The organism is Anaerolineae bacterium (genome assembly GCA_013178165.1).
Taxonomy (GTDB): Bacteria; Chloroflexota; Anaerolineae; order Aggregatilineales; family Ch27; genus Ch27.
Map to the genome: position 1 here is coordinate 155,961 of JABLXG010000004.1, position 14,786 is coordinate 170,746.

15 protein-coding genes are annotated in these 14,786 nt (G+C 63.1%); 8 read left to right on the plus strand and 7 right to left on the minus strand.

All coding sequences use genetic code 11. The features are described from left to right. Window positions 1-1,305 (minus strand): hypothetical protein, encoded by a 1,305-nt coding sequence (locus HPY64_03730; protein NPV66236.1) that lies wholly within the window; start codon window positions 1,303-1,305, stop codon window positions 1-3. 180 nt (window positions 1,306-1,485) lie between these two features. Here HPY64_03730 and lysA point away from each other — a divergent pair, with 180 nt between their 5' ends. Together lysA and HPY64_03740 are read left to right on the plus strand one after the other, a co-directional pair. After that, on the plus strand, window positions 1,486-2,718 hold the full coding sequence (gene lysA, locus HPY64_03735; protein ID NPV66237.1) for a diaminopimelate decarboxylase: 1,233 nt from the start codon (window positions 1,486-1,488) through the stop codon (window positions 2,716-2,718). Window positions 2,719-2,790: 72 nt separating this feature from the next. Next, on the plus strand, window positions 2,791-3,180 hold the full coding sequence (locus HPY64_03740; GenBank protein NPV66238.1) for a hypothetical protein: 390 nt from the start codon (window positions 2,791-2,793) through the stop codon (window positions 3,178-3,180). 49 nt (window positions 3,181-3,229) lie between these two features. Here HPY64_03740 and HPY64_03745 read toward each other — a convergent pair whose 3' ends face one another. The 4 genes from HPY64_03745 to HPY64_03760 form a co-directional block, all read right to left on the minus strand. Further along, window positions 3,230-3,664, minus strand: a complete 435-nt coding sequence (locus HPY64_03745) for an HNH endonuclease (protein ID NPV66239.1) — start codon at window positions 3,662-3,664, stop codon at window positions 3,230-3,232. Between the two features lie 188 nt (window positions 3,665-3,852). Continuing rightward, on the minus strand, window positions 3,853-5,082 hold the full coding sequence (locus HPY64_03750; protein ID NPV66240.1) for an RtcB family protein: 1,230 nt from the start codon (window positions 5,080-5,082) through the stop codon (window positions 3,853-3,855). Window positions 5,083-5,614: 532 nt separating this feature from the next. Then, entirely contained in the window at window positions 5,615-5,803 is a 189-nt protein-coding gene (locus HPY64_03755; protein ID NPV66241.1) for a hypothetical protein, read from the minus strand. Then, on the minus strand, window positions 5,800-6,012 hold the full coding sequence (locus tag HPY64_03760; protein NPV66242.1) for a helix-turn-helix domain-containing protein: 213 nt from the start codon (window positions 6,010-6,012) through the stop codon (window positions 5,800-5,802). The genes HPY64_03755 and HPY64_03760 overlap by 4 nt, the downstream gene beginning before the upstream one ends. A 602-nt stretch (window positions 6,013-6,614) precedes the next feature. On the opposite strand from HPY64_03760, the gene pheS reads away from it, so the two are divergent. From pheS to HPY64_03790, 6 genes are all read left to right on the plus strand, one after another. Then, window positions 6,615-7,655: a phenylalanine--tRNA ligase subunit alpha gene (gene pheS, locus HPY64_03765; GenBank protein ID NPV66243.1), complete on the plus strand. Its 1,041-nt coding sequence runs from the start codon at window positions 6,615-6,617 to the stop codon at window positions 7,653-7,655. 83 nt (window positions 7,656-7,738) lie between these two features. Continuing rightward, window positions 7,739-7,972, plus strand: a complete 234-nt coding sequence (locus tag HPY64_03770; protein NPV66244.1) for a four helix bundle protein — start codon at window positions 7,739-7,741, stop codon at window positions 7,970-7,972. A 191-nt stretch (window positions 7,973-8,163) separates the two neighbouring features. Further along, window positions 8,164-10,740, plus strand: a complete 2,577-nt coding sequence (locus tag HPY64_03775) for a phenylalanine--tRNA ligase subunit beta (protein ID NPV66245.1) — start codon at window positions 8,164-8,166, stop codon at window positions 10,738-10,740. A gap of 203 nt (window positions 10,741-10,943) precedes the next feature. Continuing rightward, a complete protein-coding gene (locus HPY64_03780; protein NPV66246.1) occupies window positions 10,944-11,507 on the plus strand; it encodes a GtrA family protein in 564 nt (187 codons plus the stop codon). Window positions 11,508-11,608: 101 nt separating this feature from the next. Continuing rightward, window positions 11,609-12,961, plus strand: a complete 1,353-nt coding sequence (locus HPY64_03785) for an AAA family ATPase (GenBank protein ID NPV66247.1) — start codon at window positions 11,609-11,611, stop codon at window positions 12,959-12,961. A 139-nt stretch (window positions 12,962-13,100) separates the two neighbouring features. Continuing rightward, complete coding sequence (locus HPY64_03790) at window positions 13,101-13,274, plus strand: hypothetical protein (GenBank protein NPV66248.1); 174 nt, start codon at window positions 13,101-13,103, stop codon at window positions 13,272-13,274. Window positions 13,275-13,364: 90 nt separating this feature from the next. Here the strand turns inward: HPY64_03790 and HPY64_03795 are convergent, their stop codons facing one another. Together HPY64_03795 and HPY64_03800 are read right to left on the minus strand one after the other, a co-directional pair. Continuing rightward, window positions 13,365-14,015 (minus strand): hypothetical protein, encoded by a 651-nt coding sequence (locus tag HPY64_03795; GenBank protein NPV66249.1) that lies wholly within the window; start codon window positions 14,013-14,015, stop codon window positions 13,365-13,367. After that, window positions 14,012-14,749, minus strand: a complete 738-nt coding sequence (locus HPY64_03800; protein NPV66250.1) for a hypothetical protein — start codon at window positions 14,747-14,749, stop codon at window positions 14,012-14,014. The genes HPY64_03795 and HPY64_03800 overlap by 4 nt, the downstream gene beginning before the upstream one ends. Window positions 14,750-14,786 lie beyond the last annotated feature (37 nt).

Here is a 14,786-nt window from a genome sequence, read left to right on the forward strand (position 1 = left end):
TCAGGGAGCGCGTGCGTTAACCGCGGCCAGCAATGCCTCGCGGGTGGTGATGCCCCGGATGGTGACCAGAAAGCGAGCGACAGAGCCGCTCTTCGCCCGCAGGGCGGCGATGGCCGGGCCGATCAGGTCTTCCCCGGCGGTTCCGAAGTTGCTGGCGCCCTGGTAGCCGCCATAGAAGGCGAAGTAAGCCTGGTTGATCTTGCGGATGGGGTAGCCATTGGCATGGAAGAACGCCCGCCGTTCAGCCATGTAAGCCTCGGCTTCCGCGATCCGGTCTTCCGCCAGCAGGGCGTCAACGGTCACGCGGGTCCTGTGCATCTCGGCGGCAAAGTCGAAGGTGGCGGGGTCGGGCGTGGGCGTCGGAGCAGGCGTGGCGGCGTCCGGCGGCAGCAAATCCGGGTAGTAACGGGCCAGCACCAGCCGCCCGATCTCTTTGCCGAGCACCTCAGCGGTGGTTTCGTTGATGATGCGCGTCTCCGGGTTGCCGCCGTCGAAGTATTGCCAGCCCAGCGGGAAAAAGAACAGGTAATGGTGCACCCATTCGTGAGCAATAGTCTCGATCACCCAGGCCAGGGCGTCGGTCTCGCCGACCATGCTGGGGTAGAGGGCCATGCCGCCGATATCCACAACCAGCGAGGATACATCCAGATCGGCGTCGATTGCCGCTTCCAGGGCGTCCCGCTGGTCGACGCTCAGCCCGTCCAGGCTGAGCGAAGCATCCACGCGGATGGCGTCCCGCGGGGAGATGATCAGCACGTCCGGCAGAGGGCTGAAACGGATGGCAACCGGCGGCAGCACCTGGCCCAGCACGGCCAGCCCCTCCTCTACCAGCACGGCAGAGACCTGCTCCTCCAGGATACTCTCGATCATATCCTGCCGGTTGCGCAGATCGGCGCGGCGGGCGTCACGTTCGGCGCGCCGATCTGCGCTGGCTGCGGCAGGATCAACGGTAGCCGGATCGCTGTAGATGGCTGCGATTTGCGCCTCAAGCCTGAGCACGGCACTCAGGTCGACCATGTAGGCGCGGACGAGTTCGGCTCTCCGGACTTCGTCCAGATAGTCCTGCACGCCGAACAGACTGGCGAACGCTTTGGCCGCCAGCGCGTCAGCTTCCCAGGCTACGTAGTTGAACAGACTGTCACGGGCGTGAGCGGCAGCCCCGACGATCAGATCGCCGGGCGGGGGGGTGCTGGTCTGCAGAACGATCAGCAACGCCGCGCACAGGAGCATAACACGCACCAACGCCCGGACTCGCCGCCAGGGGATGGGCCGCAGACGGTTCCTGAACTGTCCTGTTGTCGCCACTCGCTGCTCCTGCTGCCGGAATCAGCCAAAAATGCGGGGTCCCCGCGTATTGTACCAGCTTCGGGCGGCAGATCAGCCCATTCTCAAGGCCTGCTCATGCCCGGTGGTGCGGAAATTGGTACGCCCCGGCGGGGACGGTACAATTGGCGGGCGAGATTGCGCCTGAGCAGGATGAACGTCATGCCAGAAACAACACTCACGTACATTGAGCAGGAACTGACCATGGATGGCGTGTCGCTGGCAGAGATCGCACGCTCGGTTGGCACGCCGGTGTACATCTATAGCCTGCGGCGGATCCTGGCCCAGCTCGAGCGCCTGCGGGCAGCTTTTGCGCTCCTGCAGCCGACCTTCCACTATAGCCTGAAGGCCAACGGCAATAGCGCCATCATCCGGGCGTTGGTCGGCGCAGGTTGTGGCTGCGATGCAGTCAGCGCGGGCGAGATCTTCCTGGCACGGCGGGCTGGCTGTCCGCCGGAACGGATCGTGTTCGCCGGTGTGGGCAAGACCCGTGCCGAGATTCGCTATGCGCTGGAGACAGGCATTGGCTGGCTCAACGTGGAGAATGCCGCTGAACTACGCCGTCTGGAAGCGCTGGCGTCGGAGCTGGGTCGCCGCCCGCGGGCGGCGCTGCGGATCAACCCGGCGCTGCACGCGGAGACGCATCGCCACATTGCGACCGGCCATGCCGGGGCCAAGTTCGGCATCCCCCTGGTCGAAGCGCGCATGCTACTGGAGCATCAGGCGGACTATCCCCATGTCGAGATCGCTGGGCTGCACATCCACATTGGCTCGCAGCTGGGGCGCCCGGATGAAAGCGCGGCGGCGGCGCGGCTGGCTATGGAACTGACCCGCGAGTTTAAGCTGAAGCATCTGAACCTGGGGGGCGGCTTTCCGGTGGCCTACGAAGGCGGGCATGCCGTGCCGGTGGAGGATTTCGCGGCGGCGCTGGTGCCGGTTCTGGCCAAGCAGGGGGTGAAAGTCGCCTTTGAACCGGGGCGCTTTCTGGTAGCGGAGGCCGGGGTTCTGGTGGCGGAGGTGCAGTATGTCAAGCGGGGAGGACGCACGGTCGTGCTGGACACCGGGATGAACGACCTGCTGCGCCCGGCGCTATATGAGGCGCGCCATCCGTTGCTGCCGTTACGGGCTGGCGTGGCCGCCCCCTGGCCTGTGCAGGTGGTCGGCCCGATCTGCGAGAGCGCCGATGTCATCCACCCGGCGGCGACCCTTCCGCCGCTGGCTGAAGGCGATTTGGTGGCGATCGGTGTCGCCGGGGCCTATGGTATGAGCATGGCCTCCAACTACAATGCCCGGCCTCGCCCGGTGGAAGTACTGGTCGAGGGCGGCGCCTGGCGTGTGATCCGCGCCCGTGAGACGTTCGAAGATTTCATCCGCCATGAGCCAAAGAGACCCTGAAGGACATCTAATAGGATATACTGAGCGTGGATTTACCACTATAGTGGCGCAATATACCAGAAAGGTGTGATCATGAGAATCGCATTCGTGGCGGATGACGCGCAGACGATCAGCGCCCATTTTGGCCGGGCGCCGTATGTGGTGGTTGTTACGCTGGAAAACGGGCAGGAGATCTCCCGTGAGGTGCGCGAAAAAGAGGCCCATGGCAGCCATGAGCACGAGCACGGCCATGCGCACGAGCATGAACATGCCCATCATCACCGTGACCACAGCAGCAAATTTGCGGCGATGGAGGATTGCGATGTGATGATCGTGCGGGGCATCGGCAGCCCGGCGCTTGCCCACGCGCAAACCCTGGGGTTGGAGGTCTTCCTGACGCAGGAAAACAACATCGATGCGGCGCTGGCGGCTTACCTGGCTGGCCAGCTGGATAACGATCCGCACCGCATTCACCACCACTAGAGGCGTCAACGGGCGTCGCGGTCAGCCACGACGCCCGTTTTCTATTTCCTCAGGGTTTGATCTCAATGTACTTCTTCCACGTATCTGGCCCGTGACTCATGGTGATGACGATGTAGCTGGTGCGCGGGGTCTTTGGCTCCCAGCGCAGGCGCATCCCGGCCTCGCGATCAGTGCGGTCGCCTTTGCGGTGGTTACAGGCATAACACGCGCAGGCCGTGTTGGTCCACGTATCCTTGCCGCCGCGGGAGCGGGGCACGATGTGATCGACGGTGAAATCCTGTTTGCTCAGCAGCTTGCCACGGGGGGCATCGCCGGGCCGCGCCCCGCAGTAAATGCAGGTGTAATCGTCCCGCGCCAGTACCCCGCGCCGACTCCATGCCGCATGACGGCGCGGCACATTGATGTATTGCTTGAGAGCGATGACGGATGGAACCGGAAACTCGCTGCGAACGCTGCGCAAAAAGCGCCCCGTCGCCTCGACCATCACGGCTTTATTGGCGATGAGCAGGTTGATCGCACGCGGCACGCTGATCACGCACAGCGGCTCCCACGTGTTTCCGTTCAACAGCAGTACCTGCCCGTACAACGATCACTCCTTCTCCCTCTCGCAAACTCCACGTTTTACTATACATCCATTTTGTTCCAGCTGGCACAAGTGCGTCGGAATCGGGATCAGCGCCGGCGGCCTTTCTTGCCCTGTTTGCCCGCCCGGCCCCCGCGCCGGCTCTTGTCCGGCGCCATCTTGACGATGCGTGGCTGGAATTCCGCCAGTGGTTCCACCAGATCGGCCTGGGCTTCCATCACGCGGTGGATGTCCTTGTAGGCGTAGGGCACTTCGTCCAGCCCGGCGGAGATCAGGTCGATCCGTTCCTGATCCAGCTTGCGGTCAACCTCCTCCCAGCTAAAGCGGCGAATCGCCTCGCCCCGGCTCATCTGACGGCCGGCGCCATGGGCGGCGGAGTTGATGGCCTCTATGCTGCCCTTGCCGCGCACGATGTAGCCCGGTGCGCTCATGCTGCCGGGGATCACCCCCAGTGCCCCCGGCCCGGCAGGAGTCGCCCCCTTGCGGTGGACGATGGCTTCCATGCCATCGACCGTCTCTTTCCAGGCGAAGTTGTGGTGGTTTTCCACACTGCCCAGCACTTCAAAGCGCAGGGCGTCAGCGATGCGGCGGTGGATCACGGCGTGGTTGGCGCTGGCGTAGCGCCCGGCCAGTTCCATGATCGCCCAGTATTCATCGCCCTCGCGACCCAGCTCCAGCCAGGCCAAATTGAGGTAGTCCTTGGGCAGGCGGCCTTCGTGCAGGCGTTTGGCGATCTGGGTGAAGTGGTTGGCTGCCTCAAAGCCAAAGCGCCGGCTGCCGCTGTGGGAGAGCAGGGCCAGATAGTTACCAGGCGGGATACGGTCGATCTTCTGCCAGACGGTCAGCGCCCCAAACTCGACGAAGTGGTTGCCCGCCCCGCTGGTACCCAGTTGCCGCCAGGCCAGGTCGCGACGCTCGCGGGCGAAAGGCAAATCGCGCCAGGCGGGATCGTCCATGACTTCGTGGTGCTGGGGTGTTTCCCAGGTGGCGCCTTCGCCAAAGCGGGTATTGTCCTCAATGGCCTGGCGCAGCCGTTCGCGCTGTTCATCGATAACGCGCGGGCTGGCATTGAAGATCGTCATACGCACGCGGCAGGCGATATCCACGCCGACGGCGTAGGGAATGACGGCGTTGGCGGTCGCCAGTACGCCGCCGATGGGCAGACCGTAACCGACGTGCGCGTCAGCCATCAGCGCCCCGCGCAGGGCAATGGGCAGCCGGACGGCCCGCTCCATCTGCTGGATGGTCTCCGCGTCGATCTGGTCGCGGCCCCAGATTTTGTAAGGGACGGCGGTCTGCAGGTCATAAGGTTCGCTCATGTTGTCCTCCTGCGCTGAACGCCGGTGAAAGGTGAATTTCGGCCCAGAAAGGAGCCAACACTCTTAAGTGGCCGGGCATCTGCCTCACCCGCATACTTTCTGGGCCGCTGGCAGTCCGATTCAGTTTGCACGGTAAAGTGCGTTTTCTCCGTATGTTTCCATGTTTCCCGTGTGCGTGTGCCTTCTACCGGTAAGCCTGTGCCGCTAAAACGTGCCTCAGCAATGCGGTCAGATCCTCTTCGGTTGGGGTGGCCTGAGGTGCGCTCAAGTTGGTGCACCGTGATGGCGCAGGTGTAGCCCGGCCCGGCCACCCCAACCGAAATATACAATTAGCGCTGGGATGGCAGCCCGGATAACAGATATGGTGCTCGCCGGCTGGCGTTGGCCAGGGTGTGGCGGGCAGTGAGCCAGGATGATGCCGCCACGGGTTTGTTTCTCCTCTATTGGCCCCGGTACAGGGGCCGCAAAAGCGCAGGGGCGTGAGCACCGGCTACCTCACGCCCCTGCAGAATCATCCGTAGGAAGTTGGCCCTCAGGTTCCGCCGCCAGGCGGCGGGAAGCGCCTCAGGGACACAAGGGCGTAAGCCGGGTGCTGCCGGGCTGCCAGGCTGCCGGATAGCGTCCGGTTCAGCCTGCGAACAATCTGCCAGGCCAGTTCCTGCACATGGCGCAGGATGGCAGGCAAAGGATGATGTGTCCCGCGAACCGTTGACCGGTTCATGACACCCGCTCCACTTCGGTCGCGTCGAGCATGGCCAGGATGCTTTCCCCTTTGATGAAGATGCGGCGCATGCCAGGTGGCCTGCTCACTCTCAGATAGCCATTATTGATCAGTTTCTTGAGGGTGCTCAGGCTGATGCCCAGCAACCGGGCTGCTTCCTGCCGGGAATAGATGGCATTGGGATCGATGCCGGCGCGTTCCAGAGCCATGAACCCCTCCCTTGATCACTGGCATTTTCAGCGTAGCACGGGTTGTAGAATGGTGTCAAGAGGTGAAAATGAGGTATTGACGGATATCAACGGGTGCCTATGGATATAGAGGAAAATGACGGGTGTAGCCGGCGAAGGGTGAGAGCCAAGGAAAGCGTCAAGCAGGCGACGAGCTGCCTGCTACGCGGTGAGACGGCGCCGCCAGTGACATTATTGACAGCGTTGCGCTCCTCCGGCATAATGTGACCAGCATCATGACACCTGCATAACATGCCAAAGGCGTTGACGGAGACAAGTAAGCGAGTCTCGCACCGCACAGGGAGTCCGGGCCTGAGACTGCAAGCCCGGGCCGGTTGCCCTCGTTGAAATTCCCTCCTGAGCTGACAGGTGAAGGGCCAGCGGTGATGTTGGCCTGGGTAGTCTGCTCCGCAGGCCCAGCGTTAACGGGGCGGCCGGTCTCGCAGCCGGATGATGGTTGCGCCGCCGGTGATTTGAGTGGCTGCCTGCCGGAAAGCCGGGACGCAGCAAACAGGGTGGTACCGCGCGAGTTCGACCCGCGTCCCTGAGGGGACGCGGGTTTTTTGTTTATGGCGAGGGATGTGATGACGATGCTAGACAGGCTGGAAACACTGTACCAACAGGCCTCCACTGAGCTGGCGCAGATCGCTTCCTCCGAAGCGCTGGCCGACTGGGAGCGACGGATAATCGGGCGTAAAGGCGAGGTCACGCTGCTGCTGCGCCAGACCGGCCAGTTGCCGCCGGAAGAGCGGGCGGCGTTTGGTAAGCGGGCCAACGAGATCAAGGCGCTGCTCAGCGAGGCATTTGCCCGCCGGGAGGAGGAAATCCGCGAGCAGGAACTGGCCCGCAGTATGGAGGAGGGTCAGGTCGACGTGACCCTGCCGGGGCGGAAGGTGGCCCGCGGGCGGTTACACCCGGCCACGCAGACGCTGCGGGAAGTGTACGCCATCTGGGCAGAAATGGGCTTTCAGGTCTATCGCAGCCGCGATGTGGAGACCGACGAGGTCAACTTCGGGCTGCTCAACATGCCTCCTTACCACCCGGCCCGCGATATGTGGGATACATTCTACACAACCGAGCCGGGCGTGATCCTGCGTACGCACACTTCACCGGGGCAGATCCACGCCATGCGCGAGTATGGCGAGAACGGCACGAAGCCAATCCGGGTGATCCTGCCGGGCATGTGCTACCGCTACGAGCAGATCACCGCCCGCAGCGAGGTGCAGTTTCACCAGGTGGAAGGGCTGGCCATTGGCCGTGGCATCCGCATGACCGACCTCAAAGGCACGCTGACCGAATTTGCGCGGCGCATGTATGGCGCTGAGCGCCGTCTGCGCTTCCGCGCCTCGCACTTCCCGTTCACCGAGCCGAGTGCCGAGGTGGATGTTGACTGCATCCTGTGCGGTGGGGCGGGCTGCAACGTGTGCAAGTATTCAGGCTGGCTGGAGATCGCCGGCTGTGGCATGGTGCATCCGGTTGTGTTGCGCAATGGCGGCTATGACCCGACGGTCTGGAGTGGCTTCGCTTTCGGCATGGGGCCGGAGCGGATCACCATGCTCAAGCATGGCATCCGCGACATCCGCTACTTCTGGGGCAACGACCTGCGGTTCTTGAACCAGTTCTGAGTAGAGGCCAGAGACAAAACAGGTGCAAGACAAGCGCTAGGAAACTGGGGGAGGCGGTAGCACAGCTGGCTGACTTCCGTGGCATGTTGGCCTGGCAGAAGGCGGATGATCTGGTTGTCAGAGACTATCAGCTACCCTGTGATTTTCCGCCTGAAGAACGCTATGGTCTGACAAGTCAGTTTAGATGGGCAGCGATGAGCGTTGCCGCCAATATCACCAAAGGTTCTGGCAGGCAAACCCTGAAGGATTTTCGCCAGTTTCTATTTGCCGCACAGGGTTCGCTGAATGAGGTTCAATTACATTCACCTGAGCTGTAGGCTGAACTTCCTGGCTGAGGAGTCGACCAGGTGGCTCGAACAGGATCGGCAAGAGGTAGGAATGACGTTGCAGGGACTGATCAAATGGACGGCCAAGGAAATTGAAAATGGTCGGACGGCGCTGTAAGCCGGTTTTCTCTTGTCACCTGGCTCTTGCCTCTTGTCTTCGTAAAGAGGAGTAACCATATAACATGCTCATCCCGATCAGTTGGCTGAAGGACTATGTGGATATCCCGGCGGATCTGCCGGTCGAGTTGCTGGCCGAGCGCCTGACGCTGGCCGGGCTGGAAGTCGGGAAGATTAAGTACATCGGCGTGCCCCAGAACCGGGTACCTGGCGTGACCGTCCCACCGTCTGATCATCTGGTCTGGGATCGCCAGAAGATCGTCCTGGGCAAGATCGTTGAGGTCAAATCCCATCCCAACGCTGACCGCCTGGTCATCGCTGTGGTGGATTACGGCGGCGCGGCCCTGGAGGAATGCGTCACCGGGGCGCCGAATCTGTTCCAGTATAAGGATACCGGCCCGCTGGCCACGCCACTGTGGTCGCCGTTTGCCATGGAAGGCGCCGAAATCTGGGACGGCCACAGCGACGAACCAAAGCGGATGATCCTCAAGGGTCGCCCGCTGCGCGGCATTTATAACAAGGCGATGGTCTGCTCGGAAAAAGAGCTGGGTCTCAGCGATGATCACGAAGGGATCATGCTGCTGGAAGATGAACTGGTGGCCGGGCATGCGCCGGGCACGCCATTGCAGGATGTGCTGGGAGATGTCGTGCTGGATATCGAATTAACGCCCAACCTGGCCCGCGCCTGGAGCGTCGTCGGCGTGGCGCGGGAGATCGCCGCCATGCTTGGTCTGGAGCTGCGGCTCCCGCCGACTGACGTGCTGATGAGCGGCCCGTCCATTGCCGGGCGGGTGGGCATCACCATCACTAACCCCGAACTCAACCCGCGCTTCACCCTGACGCTGATCGAAGGGGTGACCATTCGGTCTTCGCCGCAGTGGATGCAGCTTCGCCTGCGCAAGGCTGGGATGCGTCCGATCAACAATATCGTTGACATCACCAACTACGTCATGCTGGAAACTGGCCAGCCGCTCCACGCTTTTGACTGGGATATCATCCAGCGCCGCGCAGCCGAATCCGGCGCAGCCATCCCGACGATCATCACCCGCCTGCCTGAGCCGGGAGAATCGCTAACGTTGCTCGATGGCTCTGTCCACCAGCTTGATGCGCACAATTTGCTGGTGGCGGATACTGCCGGGGCGCTCAGCCTGGCCGGTATCATGGGCGGGTTGGAGAGCGAGGTTCAGCCGGATAGCCGTAACATCCTGCTGGAGGCGGCGAACTGGAACTTCATCAACATCCGGCGCACCATGCAATCGCGCAAGATCAGCTCGGAGGCAGGCCAGCGCTTCAGCCGGGGCGTTCATCCGGCTCAGGCGGAAGTTGGCCTGCGCCGCGCCACAGAACTGATGCGCCTCCTGGGCGGCGGAACGGTTGCCAGCGGCATCGTGGACAATTACCCGCTCAAGCCGGAAACGGTCGTTGTTGACCTTCCGGTGAGTGAGGTCAGGCGGATCACGGGGATGGACTTCACGGCAGCGGAGATCGCGGCCATTCTACGCCGCCTGCAGTTTGGGGTGGAGGAACGCGCTGACGGTCTGCGCGTGACCGTCCCTGATCACCGGCTGGACATCGGTACGGGTGTGATCGGTCAGGCTGATCTGATTGAGGAGATCACACGCATCTACGGCTATGACCGCATCCCTGACACTGTAATGGATGATCTGCTGCCACCCCAGCGTAGCAATATGGCGCTCCAGCGGGAGGAATGGGCGCGTGACCTGCTGGTTGGCGCCGGACTGAACGAAGTGATCAATTACCGCCTGACCACGCCAGAGCGCGAGGCGCTGCTCACGCCACCCGGCGTGGCTTCCAGCCTGCCGGCGGTCGGCTATGTCACGCTGGCCAACCCGATCTCCCAGGATAAGACGGTTATGCGCCACACGCTGCTGGCTGGTCTGCTGGAGGTGGCCGCCCGCAACCTGCGCCATACCGACCGCCTGCGCCTGTTCGAGATCGGCAGCGTCTACCTGCCTGTCAATGGGCAGGTGCTACCCGCTGAACCGCGGCGGCTGGGCCTGTTGCTGGCTGGCCCGCGCGATGTTGCCAGCTGGGACCTGCCCCCGCGGGAAGGCGTGCAGGATTTCTTTGACCTCAAAGGGGTGGTGGAGACTCTGCTGGAAGGCTTGCACATTCGACGGGTCGCCTTCGCGCCGACGACGCATGGCACGTTCTTCCCTGGCCGGACCGCCGAACTGACGGTGAATGGCCGCTCTGCCGGCGTGCTGGGGGAGGCGCATCCCAAAGTATTGCGTGCCTTCGACCTGCCGGAAGGGCTGCCGGTCATGCTGGCCGAGCTGGACCTGGACGTGATCCTCGACCATGCGGATGAATTGCATGTAGTCCAGCCGGTGCCCACGCAGCCAGCGGTTTACCAAGACCTCGCCCTGGTGGTTAACCGGGAGGTTCCTGCCGCTGAGGTGGAGGCGGTGATCCGCGCCGCTGGTGGCGAGTTGCTGGAAGACGTGCGCCTGTTCGACGTGTATAGCGGCGATCCAATCCCCGCCGGGCAGAAGAGCCTGGCCTACGCCCTGACCTTCCGCGCTCCCGATCGCACGCTGACCGAGGGGCCGGTCAACAAGCTACGCCAAAAAATCATCAAGGCGGCGCAGCAAAAGCTGGGGGCGAAGCTGCGGGAATAGGAGAACGGAGGCCGGGAGACCAGAGTTCGGTAAGTCAGGAAAACTTGGGGGGCGGGGAGCATTGGCAGGAGATGGCTCATCCCACCACCTGCTCTCCCGGCCTCCCGACATCCCGGTCTCTCGGCCTCATCTTTAGACATCAGCCTTGTCAGGGGGCATTTCCTGTGGTCAAATAGCGCCGGTTTGCCGCCGGTGCTGATGGAGTGACTAACCTGATGGATGTCGCCGTGATCCAGCCCAAGAAACGAAACCCGCTTGATGCCCTGATCTGGTGGATTGCCAGCCATTTTGGTGGGCGGGCGCGGGAAGTTGACCGCTTCCTCAAATTTGCCATTGTTGGCACCGTCGGCGCCGTGGTGGACTTTTCCGTGCTCAACGTGCTGGAACGCACCGTGCTTGTGCCCAGGCCGCCGGATGCCGACTTCAAGGTGGCGCTGGCGACCGGCATCGCCTTTTGCACAGCAGTGCTCAGCAACTACCTGTGGAACCGCTACTGGACTTTTCCCGATTCGCGTTCGCGTAGCGCTGGCCAGCAACTGGTGCAGTTCTTCATTGTCAGTATCGTCGGTCTGGGCTTCCGGCTGGTGTTCGTTGGAACACTGTACGGCTTCTTCGGGCGGCTGGGTGATTCGATCCTGCCCGGTGTGATGGATACGACAGCCATTAACCAGCTTGGCAGCAATATCGCCCAGGCTATCTCCATCGGCATTGTGATGTTCTGGAACTACTTCGCCAACCGCTACTGGACGTACAACGACGTGCAGTAGCAACGCCTGGCCGCCGGATGTCTGCGCTGTCCGTGGCGCTGCCCCCACGCTATAATTAAACACCTGTTCGATGCGGTGTTGACTGGCGAGGGTGAGGGGGCATGGCCGATCTGTTTGACTTCGCACGGGAGCAGCGCACCGAGCGCAACGCGCCCCTGGCAGCGCGGATGCGCCCGCGCACGCTGGAGGAATTCGTCGGGCAGGAAGACATCGTCGGGCGCGGGCGGCTGCTGCGGCGGGCCATCGAGGCCGACCGCCTGACCTCGATCATCCTCTGGGGGCCGCCGGGCGTGGGCAAGACCGCTCTGGCGAATGTCATCGCCAATACCACCCAGCGGCACTTCACCACCCTCAATGCCGTTACTTCCGGCATCCAGGATTTGCGCCGGGTCATCGACGAGGCCAAAGAGCGCCTGGGCATGTACAACCAGCGCACGGTTCTCTTTGTCGATGAAATTCACCGCTGGAACAAGGCCCAGCAAGACGCGCTCTTGCCCCACGTTGAGAACAACACGGTCGTGCTGATCGGCGCGACCACAGAAAACCCGTTCTTCAGCCTGGTCGGGCCGCTGCTCTCCCGCAGCCGGGTCTTCCGGCTCTCGCCCCTCAGCGATGATCATGTCAAACTGCTGGTTCGCCGCGCCCTGACCGATTCGGAACGCGGGTATGGCGACCGCAAAATCCTGCTCGATGACGATGCCCTGGATCATCTGGTGCGTGTGGCCGGCGGGGACGCCCGCAGCGCCCTTAACGCGCTGGAACTGGCCGTGGAGACCACCGATCCCGACGAACACGGGATCATCCGCATCACGCTGGAGGTGGCGCAGGAGAGCATCCAGAAGCGGGCCGTGCGCTACGACCGGGGCGGCGACGAGCACTACGACACGATCAGCGCCTTCATCAAATCAGTGCGCGGTTCTGACCCCGATGCCGCGTTGTACTGGATGGCCAAGATGATCCACGCCGGGGAGGATCCGCGTTTCATCCTGCGGCGGATGATGATCCTGGCCAGCGAGGATATCGGCCTGGCCGATCCGCAGGCGCTGGTGGTCGTTGCGGCGGCGGCCCAGGCCTTTGAATGGGTGGGGATGCCGGAGGGCACCTACTTCCTCTCGGAAGCGTGCCTGTACCTGGCAACCGCGCCCAAGAGCAACAGTGCGGGGGCGATCTGGTCCGCCCTGGCCCACGTGGAGCAGCACGGCACGGGAGAAGTGCCGCCTTACCTGCGCGACAAATCCGATACATTCCACGGCACGACGCACGAGCGCTACAAAGAGACGATGGGCGATATGGGCGCGTACAAATACCCGCATGACTATCCCGGCGGGTGGGTGGAGCAACGCTACCTGCCATTCGACATGGAACCGCCGGGCTGGTACCAGCCCAAAGACATTGGCTACGAGCGTGACATCCTGCGCCGCCTGACTGAGCGGCGCAAGACGGGACGTGGGTGAGTCGGAGGGGGTGATTCCGGGCAGCCTGCTTTGATCCGGCGCCGGGGACGATCTTCTATGAAAGCAGTATCCTGAGTTCCATTTTCGAGAAAGCGGATTATAATACGATTCAGAGTGGCCTTAGACGAAAGGAAAGACCATGGAACTCAGTGCTCCCAAGCAGGTTACGTTCTGGATTGCGGTCATCCTTGCCGTCCTTGCCGTATTGACTGTGCTCATTCCGGGCCTGGTGTTCTTCGATCTACAGGCGTTCGTGCTCGCGCTGGCGGCTTTCGTTGTCCTTGGGCTGGGTGTCTTGCTCAAGGATCTGTAGGGTTGGCGGCTGCCGGTTGCTCATCCGGCAGGTCGGTCGCTAGATGCAGGGGCGTGCGCTGAGCCGCCCCTGTTGTTTTTCAGCGGCCTGCTATGTGCAGATGACTGGTCTGATTCCATCGAGGCGCTCGATGGCCGCCAGCGGCAGGGCCACCAGCCGCGCCTCGGCGTGGTAGTCCAGCGCCAGTGTGGTCAGCGGCGGGACGCGCGGCCAGCCGCTCAACAGGCGCAGCGGTGGCGCAGTGGCGACCATCAGCACGATCGCCTCCATCACCTGCCAGTCGGCGATCCCGGTGTAGGGCGCGGCCAGGACGATCTGGCCGCCATTGCGGTGCGTTCCAGGTGCAGTGCGGTCAGCAATCTGCTTCCAGCGCCCCCAGGAGAGCCGTTGCCTGGCTTCGTCCCGGGCTGCCTCCGGCAGCATTGCCAGCCGCAGGGCCAGGGCGTCCAGGTAGTCGGCGGCGTCAAGGACGGTGATCTCCGCGCGGCGGATGCCCCGCCGGCCTGTTTCATCCTTCTGGTTGGTTACGATCACATCGGCCAGCGCTGCCTGGCGCCCATCCTCCAGCGGGAAGCCTTTGAGCGCCCGCGCACCGGGATAGTGGCGCCAGCCGGTACCGCGCGGCAGGGCATTCTGCCAGATGATCTTGAGCACCGCCGCATCCAGGCCGTCCACCTGCGTGGTGAAAGCGTAGCCGGGGTGCGGACCGTCTAGGACGTATTCCAGGATCAGGCGGGTCATGTGCTGGCGGGCGGGGTAGCCGCTGGCTGGCGACGCGGGCGGGGACGGATGCCGTTGAAGAACTGGGTGAGGGTGCTGGTGACGCCCGCGCCGGTGATCAGGCTGGCGCTGGCGATGGCGTAGCGGTAGCCCAGACGCTCCGCCTGCGACTTGAGCCGTCGCGTCTCGTTGCGGTAATCGCCGAGCAACTCATCCAGCGTGCGGCTGCCGCTCCACAGGTCAGATTTGTTCACCAGTAGCATGAACATCCGCAGGCTCTTGCGGGCGGCTGGTTCGTCGTCAATCATCTGCAGGACGAAGTTGAGCGCGTCCTTGTGCTGGTGAACGTTGGTATGGTCGATCAAGAAGAGAATGCCGCGCGGTTTGGCCTCTCGGAACAGGTCCACCCAGTCGGTTTCCCACATGGCGTATTCCCCGCCGACATCGCGGCGTGGCCTGACGCGCAGGGTCTCGTCGCCGATCTGCGCTCCAAACGCGCCGACTGCCTGGCCGCCGGCTGCCGTCGGCTCGGGGTCGAAGTCGCCCAGGTAAGCCGTGTCGCGGCGCAGCCATTCCAGCAGGGTGGTCTTGCCGGTCTGGCGGTAGCCGAGCACGATGAAGGGTAGCCCCAGCACGCGGACATAGGCGAAGTCGATCACGCCCCCTACAGCGTTGCTGATCCCGCTGGGGACCAGACTGCCCAGCGTGCCAGTGATAATTGAAAGGATGCGGTCGCCCACGGTTTTCTGGCTCATGTCTGCCTGCTTCCCGGTAAATCCGTGACTCGTACGG